Genomic DNA, 16631 nt, shown 5'->3' with positions numbered 1-16631 from the left:
TTGGGAGCTCAGCCATTGCTCCACTGTCCGCCAAGCACCTTGTAGAGCGTGACACGGTTGACCTGCTCGGCCAGGCGCAGCAAGATCTCGGTCTGCTGCGCCGCATAGAGCGAGCGCTGGGCGTCCAACACGGCGAGATAGCTGTCCGCACCAAGGCGAAAGCGCGCGTCCGACAGCTCCAGCGCGCGCTGGCTGGCCTGCACCAGCGAGCGCTGGGCAACGAGGCGCTCGTCCAGCGTGGCGCGCTCGGCGAGCGCGTCGGCCACCTCGCGAAACGCCGTCTGTATCGCCTTCTCGTACTGGGCCAGCGCCTGGTCGCGCGTGAGCTCGGCCACGCGCAGCGCGGCTCGGTTGCGCCCGGCGTCGAATATGGGCAGGCGCAGCTGCGGTGCAAAACTCCAGGTGCCGTTGCCGCCATCGAACAGGCCGGAGAGCGCATTGCTCGCCGTGCCCACCGAGGCTGTCAGGGTGATGGCAGGGAAGAAGGCCGCGCGCGCCGCGCCGATGTTGGCGTGGCTGGCGCGCAGCACATGCTCAGCCGCGCGCAGGTCGGGGCGGTGCAGCAGCACGGCGGAGGGCAGCTCGGGCGCGATGGCCAGCAGCGCCGTGGCCGGTGCCGCGGCGGCGGCCAGCGTGGGGATGGTGCCGGCTTTGTCTGAGGGCGGCGCTTCGGGCTGAGCAGCGGCATCGGGCAGCAGCGCCGCGTCCACGGGCGTGCCCACGAGCAGCGTCAGGGCGTGGCGGTCGCGCGCCAGTTGCGAGGTGAAGGCGGCCGCGTCCACGCGTGCGCTGTCCGCGCTGGCCTGCGCCTGCGCCAGGGCCAGGGCGGAGCTCGCGCCCAGCGCGTGGCTGCGGCGCGTGAGCTCGAGCGCCTGCTGGCGTGTGCGCAGCGTCTCGCGTGCCAGCAGCAGGCGCCGCGCATCGGCGTCGAGCTGCAGCCAGGCGTTCATGACCTCGGCCACCAGGCTCAGCTGCACGCTGCGGCGGTTCTCCTCGACGCGGAAAAACTCCTGCAGCGCGGCCTCGTTGAGGTTGCGCACGCGGCCGAAGAAGTCGATCTCGTAGCTGCTGAAGCCCAGCGTGGCGCTGTATTGGCCGCTGGTGTTGGGGCGGCCCGCGGTGGTCAGGTCGTCGGCTGTGTGCGTGCGATTGGCGGCGCCGGTGGCGTTCACCGTGGGCAGCAGGTCGGCGCGTGTGATGCCGTACTGGGCGCGCGCGCGCTCCATGGCCAAGAGCGCGACGCGCAGGTCGCGGTTGTGCTCCAGCGCCAGGGCGACGAGGCGGCGCAGGCGCGGCTCCTGCACGAAGTCCTGCCAGGCCATGGGGCCGGACTCGGGCAGCGGCAGCGCATCCGCAGCGTTGCCGCCCGGGGGCAGGGCGGGGGCCATGTTGTCGGGCACGGGCAGTGGCGGCTGCTGGTAGCGCGGCGCAAGATTGCAGCCCGCGAGCAGGGCGCAGGCCAGGGAGATGGTGCAAAGCCTGGATGTGTTGAGGCGCGTCATGCGGCGCTCTCCGGGTGATGGGTGGGCGCGGCTTGGGGTGCATCCTCATGACGTGAATGGCTCTTGAACCAGCTGCGGATCAGCAAAAAGAACACCGGCACCATGAAGATGCCGAGCACCGTGGAGGCCACCATGCCGCCGAGCACGGCCGTGCCGATGGCATTGCGTCCGCCAGCGCCGGCGCCCGTGCCCAGGGCCAGCGGCAGCACGCCGAAGCCAAAGGCCAGCGAGGTCATGAGGATGGGGCGCAGGCGCAGGCGCACGGCCTCCAGCGTGGCATCGAAGAGCCGGCGGCCCTGTTCCTGCAGCTGCACGGCAAATTCCACGATCAGGATGGCGTTCTTGGATGCCAGGCCTACGGTGGTGATCAGGCCGACCTGAAAATACACGTCGTTGGCGAGACCCCGCGACCAGGTTGCAAGCAGTGCGCCCAGCACCCCGAGGGGCACGGCCAGCATCACCGACATGGGCACGGTCCAGCTCTCGTACAGCGCCGCCAGGCACAGGAACACGAACAGGATGGAGACCGCGTAGAGCATGGGCGCCTGGGCGCCCGACTGCCGCTCCTGCAGCGAGGCGCCGGTCCACTCGTAGGCAATGCCCTGGGGCATGTCCTTCAATATGTCCTCGACGACCTTCATCGCCACGCCCGAGCTCACGCCCGGTGCCGCACTGCCCACCAGCTCATAGGCGGGCGCGCCGTTGTAGCGCATGAGCTGGGGCGAGCCATGGGCCCAGTAGGCGCGCGAGAAGGCGCCAAACGGCACCATCTCGCCGTTCTTGTTGCGCACGGCCCATTTGCCCAGGTCCTGCGGCAGCATGCGGTGCGGCGCGTCGCCCTGGATGTAGACGCGCTTGACGCGGCCGTTGTGCAGAAAGTCGTTGACATAGGTGCCGCCAATGCTGCTCGCGAGCACGCCGTTGATGGCGTCGTAGCTCAGGCCCAGGGCCGCGGCCTTGCGGTCGTCGATGTCCAGGCGCAGCTCGGTGGCGTCGTCCAGGTTCGTGGCGCGCAGGCTGGTGAGCTCGGGGCGTTTCTGCGCCTCGGCCAGAAACCTGTTCTTCGCGTCCAGCAGCGCCTGGTGGCCCAGGCCGTTGACGTCCTTGAGCATGAAGTTGAAGCCCGAGGTCGAGCCCAGGCTGCGCACCGCGGGCGGCGGCGAGATGAAGATGCGCGCGTCGCGGATCCTGGCCAAGTCCTCGGTCGCGCGGTGCGCGATCGCGCCCGCGGACTGGCTGGCCAGCGGGCGTTCGGACCAGGGCTTGAGGCGTATGAAGGCGCGCGCCGAGCTCTGGTCGCCCGACAGGCCCGAGACCTGGTTGAAGCTGATGACCTCGGGCACGGTCTTGAAATAGGCGTTGACCTCGTCGAGCACGCCTTGCAGTCGCGCATCGGTCGCGCCCGCGGGCAGGTTGATGGTGCCGAACACATAGCCCTGGTCCTCCTCGGGCAGAAAGGCCGTGGGCACGCGCGCCAGAATCCACCACACGGCCAGGCAGATGGCCGCAAAGATCAGCAGCATGCGCCTGGCGCGCTGCAGCATCCAGCCCACGCGGCTTTGGTAGCGCGTGGCGCCGGCGTCAAAGCGGCGGTTGAACCAGATGAAGAAGCGGTCGTTCAGGCCCAGCAGCCCGGTGCGCACGCGCGGCTCTTGCGCCATGTGCGCGGGTGCCTTGAGGATGCTCGCGCACAGCGCGGGCGTGAGCGTGAGCGCCACGAATACCGACAGCGCCATGGCCGAGACGATGGTGATGGAGAACTGGCGGTAGATCACGCCCGTGGAGCCGCCAAAGAAGGCCATGGGCACGAACACCGCAGCGAGCGTGACGCCTATGCCCACGAGGGCCGGCGTGATCTCGCGCATGGACTGGCGTGTGGCCTCCTTTGGGGGCAGGCCGGTGTCGTGCATCACGCGCTCGACGTTCTCCACCACCACGATGGCGTCGTCCACCAGCAGGCCGATGGCGAGCACCAGCGCGAACATGGTCAGCGTGTTGATCGAGTAACCCGCTGCGGACAGCACGCCGAAGGTGCCCAGCAGCACCACGGGCACGGCAATCGCCGGGATCAGCGTGGCGCGCAGGTTCTGCAGGAAGACGAACATCACCAGCACCACCAGCACCATGGCTTCGGCCAGCGTGGTTACCACCTCCCGGATGGAGGCGCGCACAAAGGGCGTGGAGTCGGAGCTGACGAAATAGTCGATCTGGTTGGGGAAGAAGGGTTTGAGCTCGGCGAGCTTGGCGGCCACGGCGTCGGACACGGCCATGGCATTGGCGCCGTCGGCCAGCACGATGCCCAGGCCCGCGCCGGGCCGGCCGTTGAGCTTGGCCTTGACCGACAGGGTGTCGGGGCCGAGTTCCACGCGCGCCACATCCTTGACCGTGACCACGGCGCCGTCGGTGGCGGTCTTGAGCACGATGGCTTCGAACTCCGGCACCGTCTGCAGCTTGGTTCGCGCCGTGATCGTGGCGTTGAGCTGCTGGTCGGGCACGGCGGGCAGGGCGCCGAGCTGGCCGGCCGAGACCTGGGCGTTCTGCGCGTTGAGCGCGGCGATCAGGTCCGAGGGCATGAGCTGGAATTTCTCCATCCTGGCCGGATCCATCCAGATGCGCATGGCGTAGGAGGTGCCGAACACGCGCACGTCGCCCACGCCGTCGATGCGGCCGATCACGTCCACCAGGTTGGAGTTCAGATAGTCGCCTACGTCCACGGCCGTGACCCTGGGATCGTCCGAGAAGAAGGCGTAGGTCACGAGATAGTCCGTGCCGCCCTTGTTGATGAACACGCCGCGGCTCTTGACCGCTTCGGGCAGGCGGTTCATGGCCGCCTGCAGCTTGTTCTGCACCTGCACCTGGGCCACGTCGATGTTGGTGCCGGGCGTGAACGTCAGCGTGGTGGCCGAGCGGCCCGACGCGTCCGACGTCGAGCTCATGTAGATCATGTTGTCTATGCCCTTGAGCTGCTGCTCGATGATCTGCGTGACCGAGTTTTCCACGGTCTCGGCCGAGGCACCCGTGTACTGTGCCGATATGGTCACGCGCGGCGGCGCGATGTCGGGGTATTGCTCGAGCGGTAGCGTGAAGATTGCCAGCGCGCCGGCGAGCATGATGATGATGGACAGCACCCACGCGAAGATGGGGCGGTTGATGAAGAACTGGGCCATGGCGGTCTGCCGCGTTTACTTCGAGGCGCCGGCGCGCGGGGCGGCGATGTCCACGCCCTGCCCCACGGTCTGGCCATCGGCCGCGGGCAGGGCGGGGCGCTTGCCGTCCTCGGGCGCCGTGGGTATGGCGGCGCCGCCGTTCTTCGCGTTCAGCTCCACCGCCTGGGGGCTGACCTTGTCGCCGGGCTTGATGCGTTGAAAGCCGTCGACCACCAGGCGCTCGCCGGCCTTGAGGCCGCTGTCGACGAGCCAGCGGCTGCCCAGGGCGCGCGCGAGCTCCACGGTGCGCTTTTCCACCACATCGCCTTCGCCCACCACCAGGACGCTGGCGCGCCCGGTCAGGTCACGGCTCACGGCCTGCTGCGGAATCAATAGCGCGTCGCTCGCCACGCCCGTGGGCAGCAGCGCCTGCACATACATGCCGGGCATGAGCAGACCGTCCGGGTTGGGCACCACGGCGCGCAGCGTCACCGTGCCCGTTGTGTCGTTGACGATCATCCCGGCGAACTGCAGCCGGCCCTCGTGCGCGTAGTCGCTGCCATCGTCCAGGCGTATGCGCACGCGCGCCTGGTTGCCGTCCACCTTCTGGTAGCGGCCGGCCTCCCAGTCGCGCTTGAGCTGCAGCAGGTCGGTGCTCGACTGCGTGAAGTCAACGTACATAGGGTCCATCTGTACGATGGTTGTGAGCGCATTGGCCTGGTTGGCCGTGACCAGGGCGCCCGGCGTGACGCTGGACAGGCTGGTGCGCCCGGCAATCGGCGCCTCGATGCGGCTGTAGCGCAGATTGATGCGCGCCGTCTCCAGATTGGCGCGTGCCACGCCCACGTCGGCACGCGACTGGGCGGCGGCCGCCTGGCTCTCGTCGAAGGCCTGGCGGCTGATGGCGTATATCTTCACGAGTTCGGCGTTGCGCCGGGCCGTGGCCTCCTGCGTGCGCGCGCTGGCCTCGGCCTTGGCGAGCGCGGCCTCGGCGCTGGCCACGGCGGCGCGCAGAGACCGGTCGTCGAGCTGGTAGAGCGCCTGGCCGCGCTGCACCAGAGCTCCTTCGGTGAACAGGCGCTGCTGCAGGATGCCCGAGACCTGGGGACGCACCTCGGCACTCAGATAGGCGCGCGTGCGGCCGGGCAGGGTGGCATCGAGCTGCTGCTTCTGCGGCTGCAGCGTGATCACGCCGACCGGCGTGGGCCCCTGTGGTGTGGTCGGTTGCTGTCCCTTGTCGCCGCAGGCCGTCAGACCCAGCAACAGAGCACATGTCGCCAGCCAGATTCCCCGGTGTGGGCGGCGTCGGTCCGTGGTCTGGGCCATGGTGCGCCCAGGTGACGGGTGAGCAGGGAGGTCGCGGTGCGCGGGAGTCATGGGGCTAGGGGCTGTGGGGGCAGCGAAGGCATTGTCCTGGCCGGAATGGGCCAAGGTCCTGGGGCATCCAGCGGTTGTTACAGAAAGTCAGACCAGACTGTCGCATATTGGCGCCCTGCATGTGGCGGTGGATGCGGTTCTTTATGCTTCTTTACATGGCAGACGCATGGCGCCGGCGTCGATGCCCGCAAGTGCAAACAAGCATGAACGCCGAGGGAAAGGGGGGCGAGCGTCACCTTCTGACATAGGCCGCGGCGCCGATGGCGCCTACCATAGCGCCACGCGCGGCCGCGTGCGCCGCCGACAACCAGGCAAGGAGCAAACCACCATGAGCACCCCCGAATCCAATCAATTGCTTGCCGCCCAGCTGCTGGAGCAGCTGCAGGGCCCGTCGCTGCAGCGGATGGCCGAACAACTGGGCACTGACCAGGCCCAGACCCAAAGTGCCGTCGAAATGGCGCTGCCGCTGCTGCTGGGCGGGCTGGGGCGCAATGCGCAGGACGCGCAGGGGGCAGAGGCGCTGTTTGGCGCGCTTCAGCGTGACCATATGCCGGCCGGCTCGCAACAGGCCATGGGCCTGGGGGGCGCCGATCTGGGCGGCTTGCTGGGCTCCTTGCTTGGCGGTGGCGCTCAGATGGGGGCGGCACCGGGCGGGGATGCCGGTGCGGCCATCCTCGGGCATATCTTCGGCGGTGGGCGCGAGCGCGCCGAGTCCGCCCTCGGTCAGGCGTCGGGCCTCGGGGGCAATGCCGGCCAGCTGCTGCAGATGTTGGCGCCCATCGTCATGTCCTTCCTCGCGCAGCGCGTGAGCGCCGGCGGCATGGATGCGGGCGGCCTGGGCCAGATGCTGGGTCAGGAGCGCGCACGTGCCCAGGGCGCCGGAATGCCCGGCGGCGACCTGCTGGGAAGCCTGCTCGACCAGGACGGTGATGGTCAGCTGGGACTGGGCGATCTGGTCAAGATCGGCGCCGGGCTGCTCGGTGGGCGTCGCTGAAGGGCATGTCGTTGCAACTGTGCCTCGGTTCCGTGGAAACTTTCGGCTAAGCTTTCACCACGTTCCACTGCCCGGGAGGCCGACATGACCAGCGTTGCAGAAATCCTCAAGTCCAAACCCGAAGCCAAGGTGCATTCGGTCGCGCCGTCGGATACCGTGCTCACGGCGCTCAAGCTCATGGCCGACAAGCGCATCGGCGCGCTCCTGGTCATGGAGGGCGAGCGGATCGCGGGCATCTTCACCGAGCGCGACTATGCCCGCAAGGTGGTGCTGCTGGGCCGCGCCTCCATCGACACGCCGGTGCGCGAGGTCATGACGAGCGCGGTGCGCTTTGTGCACCCATCCAACAGCGCGGAGCAATGCATGGCCGTGATGACCGAGAACCGCCTGCGCCACCTGCCGGTGCTCGACGGTGAGCGCGTCGTCGGCCTGGTGTCCATCGGCGACCTGGTCAAGAGCGTGATTTCCGAGCAGCAGTTCATCATCACCGAGATGGAGCGCTACATCACCGGCGCCCGGTGACCTCCAAAGCCCCCGTGGCCGCCGCAACCCGGGGCGGCCACTACACTCGCAGGCATGAGTCTGCTGATCCTGGGCATCGAATCCTCCTGTGACGAAACCGGCGTGGCCCTGGTGCGCGCCGACGATGGCGCCGCCGTGCCCCGGCTGCTGGCGCACGCGCTGCACAGCCAGATTGCGATGCACCAGGACTATGGCGGCGTGGTGCCAGAGCTCGCCAGCCGTGACCATATCCGCCGTGTGCTGCCGCTGACCGAGACGGTGCTGCAAGACGCCGGCGAGCGTCTGGATGCCGTGGACGTGGTCGCCTACACGCGCGGCCCAGGGCTTGCCGGGGCGCTGCTGGTGGGCGCGGGCGTGGCCTGCGCGCTGGGCGCGGCGCTCGACAAGCCCGTGCTGGGCGTGCACCACCTCGAGGGCCATCTGCTCTCGCCCTTTCTGAGCAGCGACCCGCCCGAGTTTCCGTTTGTCGCGCTGCTCGTCTCGGGCGGCCACACCCAGCTCATGCGCGTGGACGGCGTGGGCCGCTACGAGATCCTGGGCGAAACCATTGACGACGCGGCCGGAGAGGCCTTCGACAAGTCGGCCAAGCTCATGGGCCTGGGCTATCCCGGCGGCCCCGCGCTGTCGCGCCTGGCCGAGCGGGGCGACGCCAAGGCCTTCAAGCTGCCGCGGCCGCTGCTGCACAGCGGCGACCTGGATTTTTCCTTTGCCGGGCTCAAGACTGCGGTGCTGACCCAGGCGAAGAAGCTGGGCGATGAACTCGAGGCGCGCAAGGCCGACCTTGCCGCGAGCACCCAGGCCGCCATCGTCGAGGTGCTGGTCAAGAAAACCCTGGCGGCGCTCAAGCAAACCGGCATGCGGCGCGTGGTCGTGGCCGGTGGTGTCGGGGCCAACCGGCTGCTGCGCGCCCAGCTCGACGCCGCCTGCGCCGAGCGACACGTGCGCGTGCACTACCCCGAGTTGCACCTGTGCACCGACAACGGCGCCATGATCGCCATGGCCGCGGCCATGCGGCTGCAGTCGGGCCGGCAGCAGGCCAACCGCGACTACGCCTTCGATGTGAAGCCGCGCTGGCCGCTCGATGCGATTGCGAGCTGAGCGACACCCTCGGCCATCTTTACAAAAGTTCATCGGGCGCTGGCGGGGCCGACAAGCGGCCTTGCAACAATGCGTGGCATGCCGCCTTTCCCGTTATTTGTTACATCAAGATTCAAGCTGGAGCCTCACTCCCGGGCATCGCTGCTCGCCGTCCTGCTGCTTGCCGGCTGCGCCACAAAGGCGCCGCCAACGCCGGCGATCGACGTGAGTGTTCCCGCCGCCTGGTCTGGCCAGCAGTCGCCGGCTGCGCCGCAGGCGGCCGATCTTTCCCAATGGTGGCAGCAGCTAGGCGATGACCGGCTCACGGGCCTGATGGAGCAGGCGCTGCGCGCGCACACCAGCATGCGCAGCGCCCTCGCGGCCGTGGAGCAGGCGCGCGCCCAGCGCGATGTGCAGGCCGCGGGCCTGCTGCCGTCGCTCGATGCCTCGGGTTCGGCCCAGCGCAGCCGCAGCCGTGGCAGCACGGGCAACAGCTTTCAGCTGGGGCTGGATGCGAGTTGGGAGCCCGACCTGTTTGGCCGCATCGCCAGCGGCGTGCGCGCCAGCGAGGCCGACCTGCTGTCGGCCGAGGCCGGCGTGGCCGCCGCGCAGGTGGCGCTGTCGGCCGAGGTGGCGCTGAACTACATCAGCCTGCGCAGCCAGCAGGAGCGCCTGGCCATTGCCGAGCGCAACCTGGCCGCGCAGCGCGAGACGGCGCAGATCACCGCCTGGCGCATGCAGGCGGGCCTGGCCAGCGCGCTCGTGGAGCAGCAGGCGCGCACCATCGTCGAGCAGACGGCCGCCCAGCTGCCCGCGCTGCGCGCCGGCATTGCCCAGGCGCGCCATGCGCTCGCGGTGCTCACGGGCCAGCCGCCCGCGGCACTGAACCAGCTGCTCACCGCCAGCGCGCCCGTCCCGCAGCCGCCCCAGGACCTGGCGCTGGCCTTTCCAGCAGACACGCTGCGCCAGCGCCCCGATGTGCGCCAGGCCGAGCTCGGCGTGCGCGCCGCCTGGGAGCGCGTGGTCCAGGCCGAGGCCCAGCGCCTGCCCAGCCTGCGCATAGGCGGCACGCTGGGCCTGAGTGCGCTCACCGTGGGCGCGCTCACGGGTGGCGGCGCCACGGTGGCCTCGCTGCTCGCCAGCGTGTCGCTGCCGGTCTTTGACGGCGGCGCGCTGCGCGCCCAGGTGCGCGTGCAGCAGGCGGCACTGGAGCAGGCCCGCGTGGGCTATGAGGCCGCGGTGCTCACCGCGCTCAAGGACGTGGAGGACGCCCTGGTGGCGCTGCGCGGCGACCGCGACCGGCTTGCGCGCCTGAACGCCGCCGCCGAGGCGGCCGGCCATGCGGCCCTGCTGGCGCAGCAGCAGTACGCCAGCGGCCTGGTGGATTTTCAGACCGTGCTGGAGACGCAGCGCACGCTGCTCACGGCGCAGGACAGCGTGGCCAGCACCGTGGCCAGCGTGGCGACCGACCATGTGCGCCTGTACAAGGCGCTCGGCGGCGGATGGCAGGCAGCAGAGCAACAACCATGACAGAAAAACAATCGACGAACTCCGCCGCACCCGCGGCGCAGGACTTGCAGACTCTTTTGGGCGACGGCCTGGCACGGCGCTGGTGGCAAAGCATCACCCTGTGGCTGGCGCTGCTGGCGCTGGTGGCCGTAGCTGGTGGCTGGTGGTACTGGCAGGCGGGCAAGCGCGCCCAGGCCACGCCGCGTTACGTGACACAGGAGGTACAGCGTGGCCAGGTCAGGCTGACCGTGGCGGCCAATGGCACGCTGCAGCCCACGCGCTCGGTGAACATCGGCAGCGAACTGTCGGGCACGGTGCGCCGCGTGCTCGTTGACGTCAACGACCAGGTGAAGAAGGGCCAGGTGCTGGTCGAGCTGGACACGACCAAGCTCGACGCCCAGGTGCTGCGCTCGCGCGCCGCCGTGGCCTCGGCACAGGCGCAGCTGGCGCAGGCCACGGCGACCGTGAAGGAGGCGCGCGCGGCCCTGGCGCGCCTGGAAGAGGTGGCGCGCCTGTCGGGCGGCAAGGTGCCCTCGGCCGCCGAGCTAGACACCGGCCGCGCCGCCTACGACCGCGCCGTGGCCAACGAGGCCGCCGCGCGCGCCAGCGTGCAGGACGCGAGGGCGGCCCTGGCGACCGATGAGACCAATGTCACCAAGGCCTCGATACGCTCGCCCATCGACGGCGTGGTGCTGTCGCGCGCCGTGGAGCCGGGCAATGCCGTGGCGGCCTCGCTGCAGGCCGTGACGCTGCTCACGCTGGCCGAGGATTTGACGCGCCTGCGCCTGGAGGTCAGCGTCGACGAGGCCGACGTGGGCTCCGTTCGGCCGGGCCAGGCGGCGAGCTTCACCGTCAGCGCTTACCCCTCGCGGCCCTATCCGGCGCGCACCACGCGCGTGGCCTTTGGCTCGACCAAGACCGACAACGTGGTCACCTACATCACCTACCTGGAAGTGGACAACGCTGACCTGAGCCTGCGCCCCGGCATGACGGCCGCGGCCACCATCACCTCGACCGAGAGGAACGATGTGCTCACTGTGCCCAACACGGCCCTGCGCTTCAAGCCCGCCGCGGGCGGTGGTGCGGCTGCAGAGGGGGGCGGTGCCAAGGCGAGTGGCGGCGGCATCATGGGCCAGCTCATGCCGCGCATGCCGCGGCCGCCCTCGGGCCAGCGCCGCGGTGCCAATGGGGACGGCAAGGGCAGCGCCAATGGCGGCGCCGCGCAGCGCCAGATCTGGGTGCTCGAGGACGGCGTGCCCCGTGCCATGAGCGTCAAGGTGGGCATCAGCGACGGGCGCGTGACCGAGGTGGAGTCGGAAGGCCTGCAGCCTGGCATGCAGGTCATCACCGACCAGCTGGCCGCGGGGGCGCGGCCATGACCGGCGCCGAGCCGCTGATCCGGCTGCGCGGCATCACCAAGGTCTATGGCGAGGGCGATCTGGCCTTCCAGGCGCTCAAGGGCGTGGACCTGGACATCGCCAGTGGCGAATTCCTCGCCATCATGGGCCCGAGTGGTTCGGGCAAGTCCACGGCCATGAACCTGATCGGCTGCCTGGACCGGCCGAGCGCGGGCAGCTACCTGTTTCGCGGCCTGCCCGTGCACTCGCTCTCGCGCGACGACCGGGCGCGGCTGCGCCGGCGCTTTCTGGGCTTTGTGTTCCAGGGCTTCAACCTGCTGGCGCGCACCTCCGCGCAGGAGAACGTGGAGCTGCCGCTGCTCTACCGCGGCGAAAGCGCGGCCGCGCGCCACAAGGCGGCGGCGCGTGCGCTCGAATCGGTGGGCCTCAAGGGCTGGGAGCACCACACGCCCGCGGAGCTCTCGGGCGGGCAGCAGCAGCGCGTGGCGATCGCGCGCGCCATCGTCACCGAGCCTGCCGTGCTGCTGGCCGACGAGCCCACGGGCAACCTGGACTCGCAGCGCAGCCGCGAGATCATGGAGCTGCTCTGGCGCCTGAACGCCGAGCGCGGCATCACCGTGCTCATGGTCACGCACGAGCCGGACATGGCGCAGTACGCGCGTCGCATCGTGCGCTTCGTCGACGGGCGCATCGACAGCGACCAGCCCAACCCCCATCCCCATGCGCTGGAGCGGGCGGAGGTGGCGCCATGATGCTGCTCAACTCCCTGCTGCTCGCGCTGCGCTCGATACGGCGCAACCTGATGCGCTCCTTTCTCACGGTGCTGGGCATCGTCATCGGTGTGAGCGCGGTCATCACCATGGTCACGCTGGGCAACGGGGCCACGCTCTCCGTGCAGGCCCAGATCGCCAGCCTGGGCACCAACCTGCTGCAGGTGCGCCCGGGCCAGCGCATGGGTCCGGGTGGCGCCAGCGGTGCGCCCTCGTTCAAGGATGTGGACGCTGATGCGATCGCGCAGCAGATCGGCGGCATCCTGGCCGTGGCGCCCGAGGCGCGCACCAGCGCCACCGCGGTGGCCGGCGGGCGCAACTGGAGCACCAGCGTGCTCGGCAGTACCAACGCCTGGCTGCAGACGGGCGGCTGGACGCTGGCCAGCGGCCGCGAATTCACCGTGGATGAGCAGCGCGTGGGAGCGGCCGTGTGCCTGATCGGCCAGACCGTGCGCCGCGAGCTGTTTGGCAGCGGCGACGCCGACCCGATCGGTCAGCGCGTGCGCGTGCGCCAGTTCTCCTGCGAGGTGGTGGGCGTGCTGGCCTCGAAGGGGCAGGGCGCGTTCGGCAACGACCAGGACGACCTGGTGCTGCTGCCGCTCAAGACCCTGCAGCGGCGCGTGACCGGCAGCACGCGCGTGCCCACGCTGCTGGTGTCGATGAAGGACGGCAGCGATGCCGAGCGCGTCAAGGCCAGCCTGACCGAGCTGCTGCGCGAGCGGCGCAAGCTCTCGGACACTGACGACGACAACTTCAACGTGCTCGACACCAAGCAGCTCGCCGACACTCTCTCGGGCACCACGCGCGTCATGACCACGCTGCTGGGCGCCGTGGCCGCCGTGAGCCTGCTGGTGGGCGGCATAGGCATCATGAACATCATGCTGGTGAGTGTGACCGAGCGCACGCGCGAGATCGGTCTGCGCCTGGCCATCGGCGCGCTCGAGCGCGAGGTGCTGATGCAGTTCCTCATCGAGGCCGTGGTGCTGGCCGCGCTCGGGGGGCTTCTGGGCATCGTGCTGGCGACGGGGGCCTCCGTGCTGCTGTCCCAGGTCATGGGCATACCCTATGTGTTCCACCCGGGCGTGAACGTCCTCGCGTTCGCCTTCTCGGCCGTCATCGGCGTGCTGTTCGGCTTCTTTCCCGCGCGGCGCGCGGCGCGGCTCGACCCCATAGAGGCCTTGCGCCACGAGTGATGGCGCGGCGCCCTACATCAGCAGGGTCTGCGCGACGATCACCGTGCCGATGAGGAGGTTCACGCCCACCAGGGCGCGGATGCGCGCCAGCACCTGGCCGCCCGCGCTCCAGTCCGACGACTTCACGGCCTGCTCCAGGCGATCGAGCAGCGCGAAGTAGATGTAGACGAAGATCACCATCATCACGATGCCCAGCGTGGCCATGATGGTCCACTTGAGCGGCATGGAAAACGCGCCGTCCGACCCGATGCTCACGGCGCCGATCATGCCCAGCCCGCTGGTGAGCACCAGCACGATGGCCACGGCCACCGCGCCCAGAAAGCGCTGCAGCACGCCATGCATGAGCCGCACGCGCTGCGGCGCCTCGAGCTGCTGTGCCGCGGGCCGCAGACAGAAATGGGCGAAGAACATGCCGCCTATCCACACGATGATGGACAGCACATGGGTGAGCTTGAGGGCGTTGTAGATCATGAATCGGCGCGATGGGGGAAAACCCGCGATTGTGCCGACCCGCACTGCCCATGGGGTCAATCGTCGAGCGAGGCGCTCCAGCGGTCGCCCCAGTCGTGCTGCAACCTGTCCATGCTGCGCCGGTCGCGCTTGGTGGGCCGGCCCTCGCGCAGGCTGGCCGCGGGCTCGGGCGCGAGGCGCCGGGCCTGGGCGGCGCGCTCGCGCTCGGCGATGCTCTCGGGTGTCTCCTCGTAGAGCTGCTGGGCCACGGGCGCGGGGCCGCGGTAGCTGCTCAGGGCGCGCACGACCACCGTGCGCACGATGGGCCCCTGGCGCAGGGTCACGCGGTCGCCGGCGCGCAGATCGCGCGCGGCCTTGGCGGCCTGGCCGTTGACGGTGACGCGGCCCTTGCCGATTTCCTCCACGGCCAGGCTGCGCGTCTTGTAGAAGCGCGCGCACCACAGCCATTTGTCCAGGCGCATGGATTCGGGGGGTGTCGTCATGGGGCGATTGTGCTCTCGTCAGGTCGGGGCGAGCGGCAGGCGTACCACGGCGTCCAGCCCCAGCACGCGCGCGCCCTGGCGGCGGTTGCTCAGGGTGATGCCGCCGCCCAGGGCGCGGGTGATCTCCTGGCAGATGGCCAGGCCCAGGCCCGAACCCCTGCGCACGTCGCCGGCGGAGAAGGGTTCGAAGAGCCTTGCCGCCAGCTCGTCGTCAATGCCCGGGCCCGCGTCGGCAATGGTCAGCAGGGCCTGGCCGCCGTCCACACGCAGCGTCACGGTCAACGGGCTGCCCGGCGGCGCATGGCGTATGGCGTTGTGCAGCAGGTTGCGGCACAGCTCGCGCAGCATCCAGGCATGGGCCTGGATGGGCGCAGCCGCGGTGTCTATGCCGAAGTCCAGGTCGGCCTGGGCGATCAGCGGCGACAGGTCCAGCGCCACCTCGCGCAGCACCTCGTCGAGCCGCGTCACGGGCCGCTCGCCCTGCTGGCGCAGCTGCTCCACCCTGGCCAGCGCCAGCATCTGGTTGGCCAGCTGCGTCGCGCGCTCCACGGTGGCGGCGATCTCGGCAAGCGCCTGCTCGGGCGGCAGGTCGCCGCGCTGGGCGGACTGCGCCTGGGTCTTGAGCACGGCCAGCGGCGTGCGCAGCTGGTGCGAGGCGTCGCGCACGAAGCGCTTCTGGTGCGCGAGCAGATGGGCCAGGCGCTGCATCACGGCGTTGGTGGCGGCGATCAAGGGCTGCAGCTCGCGCGGCGCGGCCGTGGCGGCGATGGGGGAGAGGTCGCCCTCGGCGCGCGCCTGCAGGCTGCTGCTCAGGCGCCGCACCGGCCGCGTGGCGCGCTGCACCACCAGCACCACGATGGCGGCGATGAGCGCCAGCATCAGCGCCTGGCGCACCAGCGTGTCGCGCAGGATCTGCAGCGCCGCGGCGTGGCGCAGCTCCAGCGTCTCGGCCACCTGGATCACGGCCATGCCGCGGCCCTCGGGGCTCGCCACGGGCTGCAAGAGCGCGGCCACCCGCACCGGGCGGCCGCGGAAGCCGGCGTCGTAGAAGTCCACCAGCGCCGCATAGGGCGGGCGCTGGGCGATGCGGCCCTGCCACATGGGCAGCTCGTCAAAGCCGGAAATCAGCTCGCCGCGCAGGCTGGAGATGCGGTAATACATGCGGCTCTGGTTGTCGGCCTCGAAGGCCTCGAGCGCCGCGTAGGGCACGGTCACGCGCAGCCGGGCCGCCTCGTCGTAGCCATGCACCTCGATCTGCTCGCCTATGGTCTTGGCCGAGGCCAGCAGCGTGCGGTCGTAGGCCGTGTTCAGCGCCGCGAGTGCCTGGCGGTGCAGGCTGTAGGTGTTCAGGCCCACGAGCAGCAGCGTGGGCAGCAGAATGCCCGCGAGCAGCTGGCGGCGCAGGGACCTCTGGCGCGTCATGCCGGGGGCTCAGGCCTCGGCCTTGAGCAGATAGCCCAGGCCGCGCAGCGTCATCAGCGCCACGCCCGTGCCGGCGAGCTTCTTGCGCAGGCGGTAGACCACGACCTCGATGGCCTCGTACTGCACCTCGCTCTGACCAGGGAAGACGAGCTCGTAGAGCCGCTCCTTCGGCACGGCGCGGCCGGGCTGGGCGAGCAGGGCGCGCATCAGCGCCTGCTCGCGCGGCGTGAGGTCCATGGGCGCGCCATGCAGGTAGATTGCTTCACTCTCTTTTTCGTAGCTGATGGCGCCCAGGGTATGGGCGCTGGAGGCCGATCTGCCATCAAATCCATCGCCGCTGCGGCGCACCAGGGCGCGCAGCCGCGCCTCGAGCTCGTCGAGGTCGAAAGGCTTGGGCAGGTAGTCGTCCGCGCCGGCGTTCAGGCCCAGCACGCGGTCGCCGACGGTGCCGCGCGCCGTCAGCAGCAGCACGGGCGTGCGCAGTCCGCCGGCGCGCGCCTGCGCCAGCACCTGCAGGCCATCGAGGCCGGGCAGGGTCAGGTCCAGCACCACGGCGTCGGGCGGGCGGGTGCGCCACTCGGCAAGCGCGGCGCGGCCATCGGCCATGGCCGTCACGGCCATGCCGCGGCGCGTGAGCGAGCGCTGCAGCGTGGCCTGCATGGTGGCGTCGTCCTCGACCAGAAGCAGTTGCATGGGGCGATTATCGAGCGCGCCCAAAGAGGCGCGGCGCGCACGTGGAATGCGCGAAAACCCTAGTGCCCTGGACAGCCGTTTGACAGCTTGCCCGCGCATCATCGCGGCCGTTGGA

General features: G+C 70.2%; 14 protein-coding genes. 7 read left to right on the top strand and 7 right to left on the bottom strand.

Annotated features, from left to right (window positions below):
- Positions 1-8: 8 nt before the first annotated feature.
- From ABUE11_RS13460 to ABUE11_RS13450, 3 genes are read right to left on the bottom strand one after another with little or no spacing between them, the layout of a single operon-like run.
- Positions 9-1502, bottom strand: coding sequence for an efflux transporter outer membrane subunit (locus ABUE11_RS13460; protein ID WP_367065776.1), 1494 nt, complete (start codon positions 1500-1502; stop codon positions 9-11).
- Complete coding sequence (locus tag ABUE11_RS13455; protein ID WP_367065775.1) at positions 1499-4669, bottom strand: efflux RND transporter permease subunit; 3171 nt, start codon at positions 4667-4669, stop codon at positions 1499-1501. Before ABUE11_RS13455 ends, ABUE11_RS13460 begins: the two co-directional genes overlap by 4 nt.
- 15 nt (positions 4670-4684) lie before the next feature.
- A complete protein-coding gene (locus ABUE11_RS13450; protein ID WP_367065773.1) occupies positions 4685-5974 on the bottom strand; it encodes an efflux RND transporter periplasmic adaptor subunit in 1290 nt (429 codons plus the stop codon).
- Positions 5975-6353: 379 nt separating this feature from the next.
- Here ABUE11_RS13450 and ABUE11_RS13445 point away from each other — a divergent pair, with 379 nt between their 5' ends.
- From ABUE11_RS13445 to ABUE11_RS13415, 7 genes are all read left to right on the top strand, one after another.
- A complete protein-coding gene (locus ABUE11_RS13445) occupies positions 6354-7019 on the top strand; it encodes a DUF937 domain-containing protein (RefSeq protein WP_367065772.1) in 666 nt (221 codons plus the stop codon).
- Positions 7020-7103: 84 nt separating this feature from the next.
- Positions 7104-7541 (top strand): CBS domain-containing protein, encoded by a 438-nt coding sequence (locus ABUE11_RS13440; RefSeq protein WP_367065771.1) that lies wholly within the window; start codon positions 7104-7106, stop codon positions 7539-7541.
- Between the two features lie 54 nt (positions 7542-7595).
- Entirely contained in the window at positions 7596-8639 is a 1044-nt protein-coding gene (tsaD, locus tag ABUE11_RS13435; RefSeq protein WP_367065770.1) for a tRNA (adenosine(37)-N6)-threonylcarbamoyltransferase complex transferase subunit TsaD, read from the top strand.
- Positions 8640-8717: 78 nt separating this feature from the next.
- Positions 8718-10148 carry an efflux transporter outer membrane subunit gene (locus ABUE11_RS13430; RefSeq protein ID WP_367065769.1) on the top strand — a complete coding sequence of 477 codons (1431 nt, stop codon included), beginning with the start codon at positions 8718-8720 and terminating at the stop codon, positions 10146-10148.
- Positions 10145-11506, top strand: a complete 1362-nt coding sequence (locus tag ABUE11_RS13425) for an efflux RND transporter periplasmic adaptor subunit (protein WP_367065767.1) — start codon at positions 10145-10147, stop codon at positions 11504-11506. Before ABUE11_RS13430 ends, ABUE11_RS13425 begins: the two co-directional genes overlap by 4 nt.
- Positions 11503-12237: an ABC transporter ATP-binding protein gene (locus tag ABUE11_RS13420; RefSeq protein WP_367065766.1), complete on the top strand. Its 735-nt coding sequence runs from the start codon at positions 11503-11505 to the stop codon at positions 12235-12237. The genes ABUE11_RS13425 and ABUE11_RS13420 overlap by 4 nt, the downstream gene beginning before the upstream one ends.
- Positions 12237-13448: an ABC transporter permease gene (locus tag ABUE11_RS13415; protein ID WP_367068818.1), complete on the top strand. Its 1212-nt coding sequence runs from the start codon at positions 12237-12239 to the stop codon at positions 13446-13448. The genes ABUE11_RS13420 and ABUE11_RS13415 overlap by 1 nt, the downstream gene beginning before the upstream one ends.
- A 12-nt stretch (positions 13449-13460) precedes the next feature.
- Here the strand turns inward: ABUE11_RS13415 and ABUE11_RS13410 are convergent, their stop codons facing one another.
- The 4 genes from ABUE11_RS13410 to ABUE11_RS13395 are packed head-to-tail and all read right to left on the bottom strand — an operon-like array spanning position 13461 to position 16516.
- Positions 13461-13919, bottom strand: a complete 459-nt coding sequence (locus ABUE11_RS13410) for a CopD family protein (RefSeq protein ID WP_367065765.1) — start codon at positions 13917-13919, stop codon at positions 13461-13463.
- Between the two features lie 56 nt (positions 13920-13975).
- Positions 13976-14401: a S4 domain-containing protein gene (locus tag ABUE11_RS13405; RefSeq protein ID WP_367065764.1), complete on the bottom strand. Its 426-nt coding sequence runs from the start codon at positions 14399-14401 to the stop codon at positions 13976-13978.
- Positions 14402-14419: 18 nt separating this feature from the next.
- Positions 14420-15823, bottom strand: coding sequence for a sensor histidine kinase N-terminal domain-containing protein (locus ABUE11_RS13400; protein WP_367065763.1), 1404 nt, complete (start codon positions 15821-15823; stop codon positions 14420-14422).
- Between the two features lie 9 nt (positions 15824-15832).
- A complete protein-coding gene (locus tag ABUE11_RS13395; protein ID WP_367065762.1) occupies positions 15833-16516 on the bottom strand; it encodes a response regulator in 684 nt (227 codons plus the stop codon).
- Between the last annotated feature and the right edge of the window lie 115 nt (positions 16517-16631).

The organism is Oryzisolibacter sp. LB2S (assembly GCF_040732315.1).
Classification (GTDB): Bacteria; Pseudomonadota; Gammaproteobacteria; order Burkholderiales; family Burkholderiaceae_C; genus Alicycliphilus; species Alicycliphilus soli.
This window is presented reverse-complemented; position numbering and strand designations above follow the sequence as displayed.

What these genes read in the sequence shown, in the direction of transcription:
- ABUE11_RS13420 (WP_367065766.1), top strand. Translation starts at nt 11,503, where the DNA reads ATGACCGGCGCCGAGCCGCTGATCCGGCTGCGCGGCATCACCAAGGTC.
- ABUE11_RS13405 (WP_367065764.1), bottom strand. Translation starts at nt 14,401, where the DNA reads ATGACGACACCCCCCGAATCCATGCGCCTGGACAAATGGCTGTGGTGC.
- ABUE11_RS13430 (WP_367065769.1), top strand. Translation starts at nt 8,718, where the DNA reads ATGCCGCCTTTCCCGTTATTTGTTACATCAAGATTCAAGCTGGAGCCT.
- ABUE11_RS13415 (WP_367068818.1), top strand. Translation starts at nt 12,237, where the DNA reads ATGCTGCTCAACTCCCTGCTGCTCGCGCTGCGCTCGATACGGCGCAAC.
- ABUE11_RS13400 (WP_367065763.1), bottom strand. Translation starts at nt 15,823, where the DNA reads ATGACGCGCCAGAGGTCCCTGCGCCGCCAGCTGCTCGCGGGCATTCTG.
- tsaD (WP_367065770.1), top strand. Translation starts at nt 7,596, where the DNA reads ATGAGTCTGCTGATCCTGGGCATCGAATCCTCCTGTGACGAAACCGGC.
- ABUE11_RS13460 (WP_367065776.1), bottom strand. Translation starts at nt 1,502, where the DNA reads ATGACGCGCCTCAACACATCCAGGCTTTGCACCATCTCCCTGGCCTGC.
- ABUE11_RS13410 (WP_367065765.1), bottom strand. Translation starts at nt 13,919, where the DNA reads ATGATCTACAACGCCCTCAAGCTCACCCATGTGCTGTCCATCATCGTG.
- ABUE11_RS13455 (WP_367065775.1), bottom strand. Translation starts at nt 4,669, where the DNA reads ATGGCCCAGTTCTTCATCAACCGCCCCATCTTCGCGTGGGTGCTGTCC.
- ABUE11_RS13445 (WP_367065772.1), top strand. Translation starts at nt 6,354, where the DNA reads ATGAGCACCCCCGAATCCAATCAATTGCTTGCCGCCCAGCTGCTGGAG.
- ABUE11_RS13395 (WP_367065762.1), bottom strand. Translation starts at nt 16,516, where the DNA reads ATGCAACTGCTTCTGGTCGAGGACGACGCCACCATGCAGGCCACGCTG.
- ABUE11_RS13440 (WP_367065771.1), top strand. Translation starts at nt 7,104, where the DNA reads ATGACCAGCGTTGCAGAAATCCTCAAGTCCAAACCCGAAGCCAAGGTG.
- ABUE11_RS13425 (WP_367065767.1), top strand. Translation starts at nt 10,145, where the DNA reads ATGACAGAAAAACAATCGACGAACTCCGCCGCACCCGCGGCGCAGGAC.
- ABUE11_RS13450 (WP_367065773.1), bottom strand. Translation starts at nt 5,974, where the DNA reads ATGGCCCAGACCACGGACCGACGCCGCCCACACCGGGGAATCTGGCTG.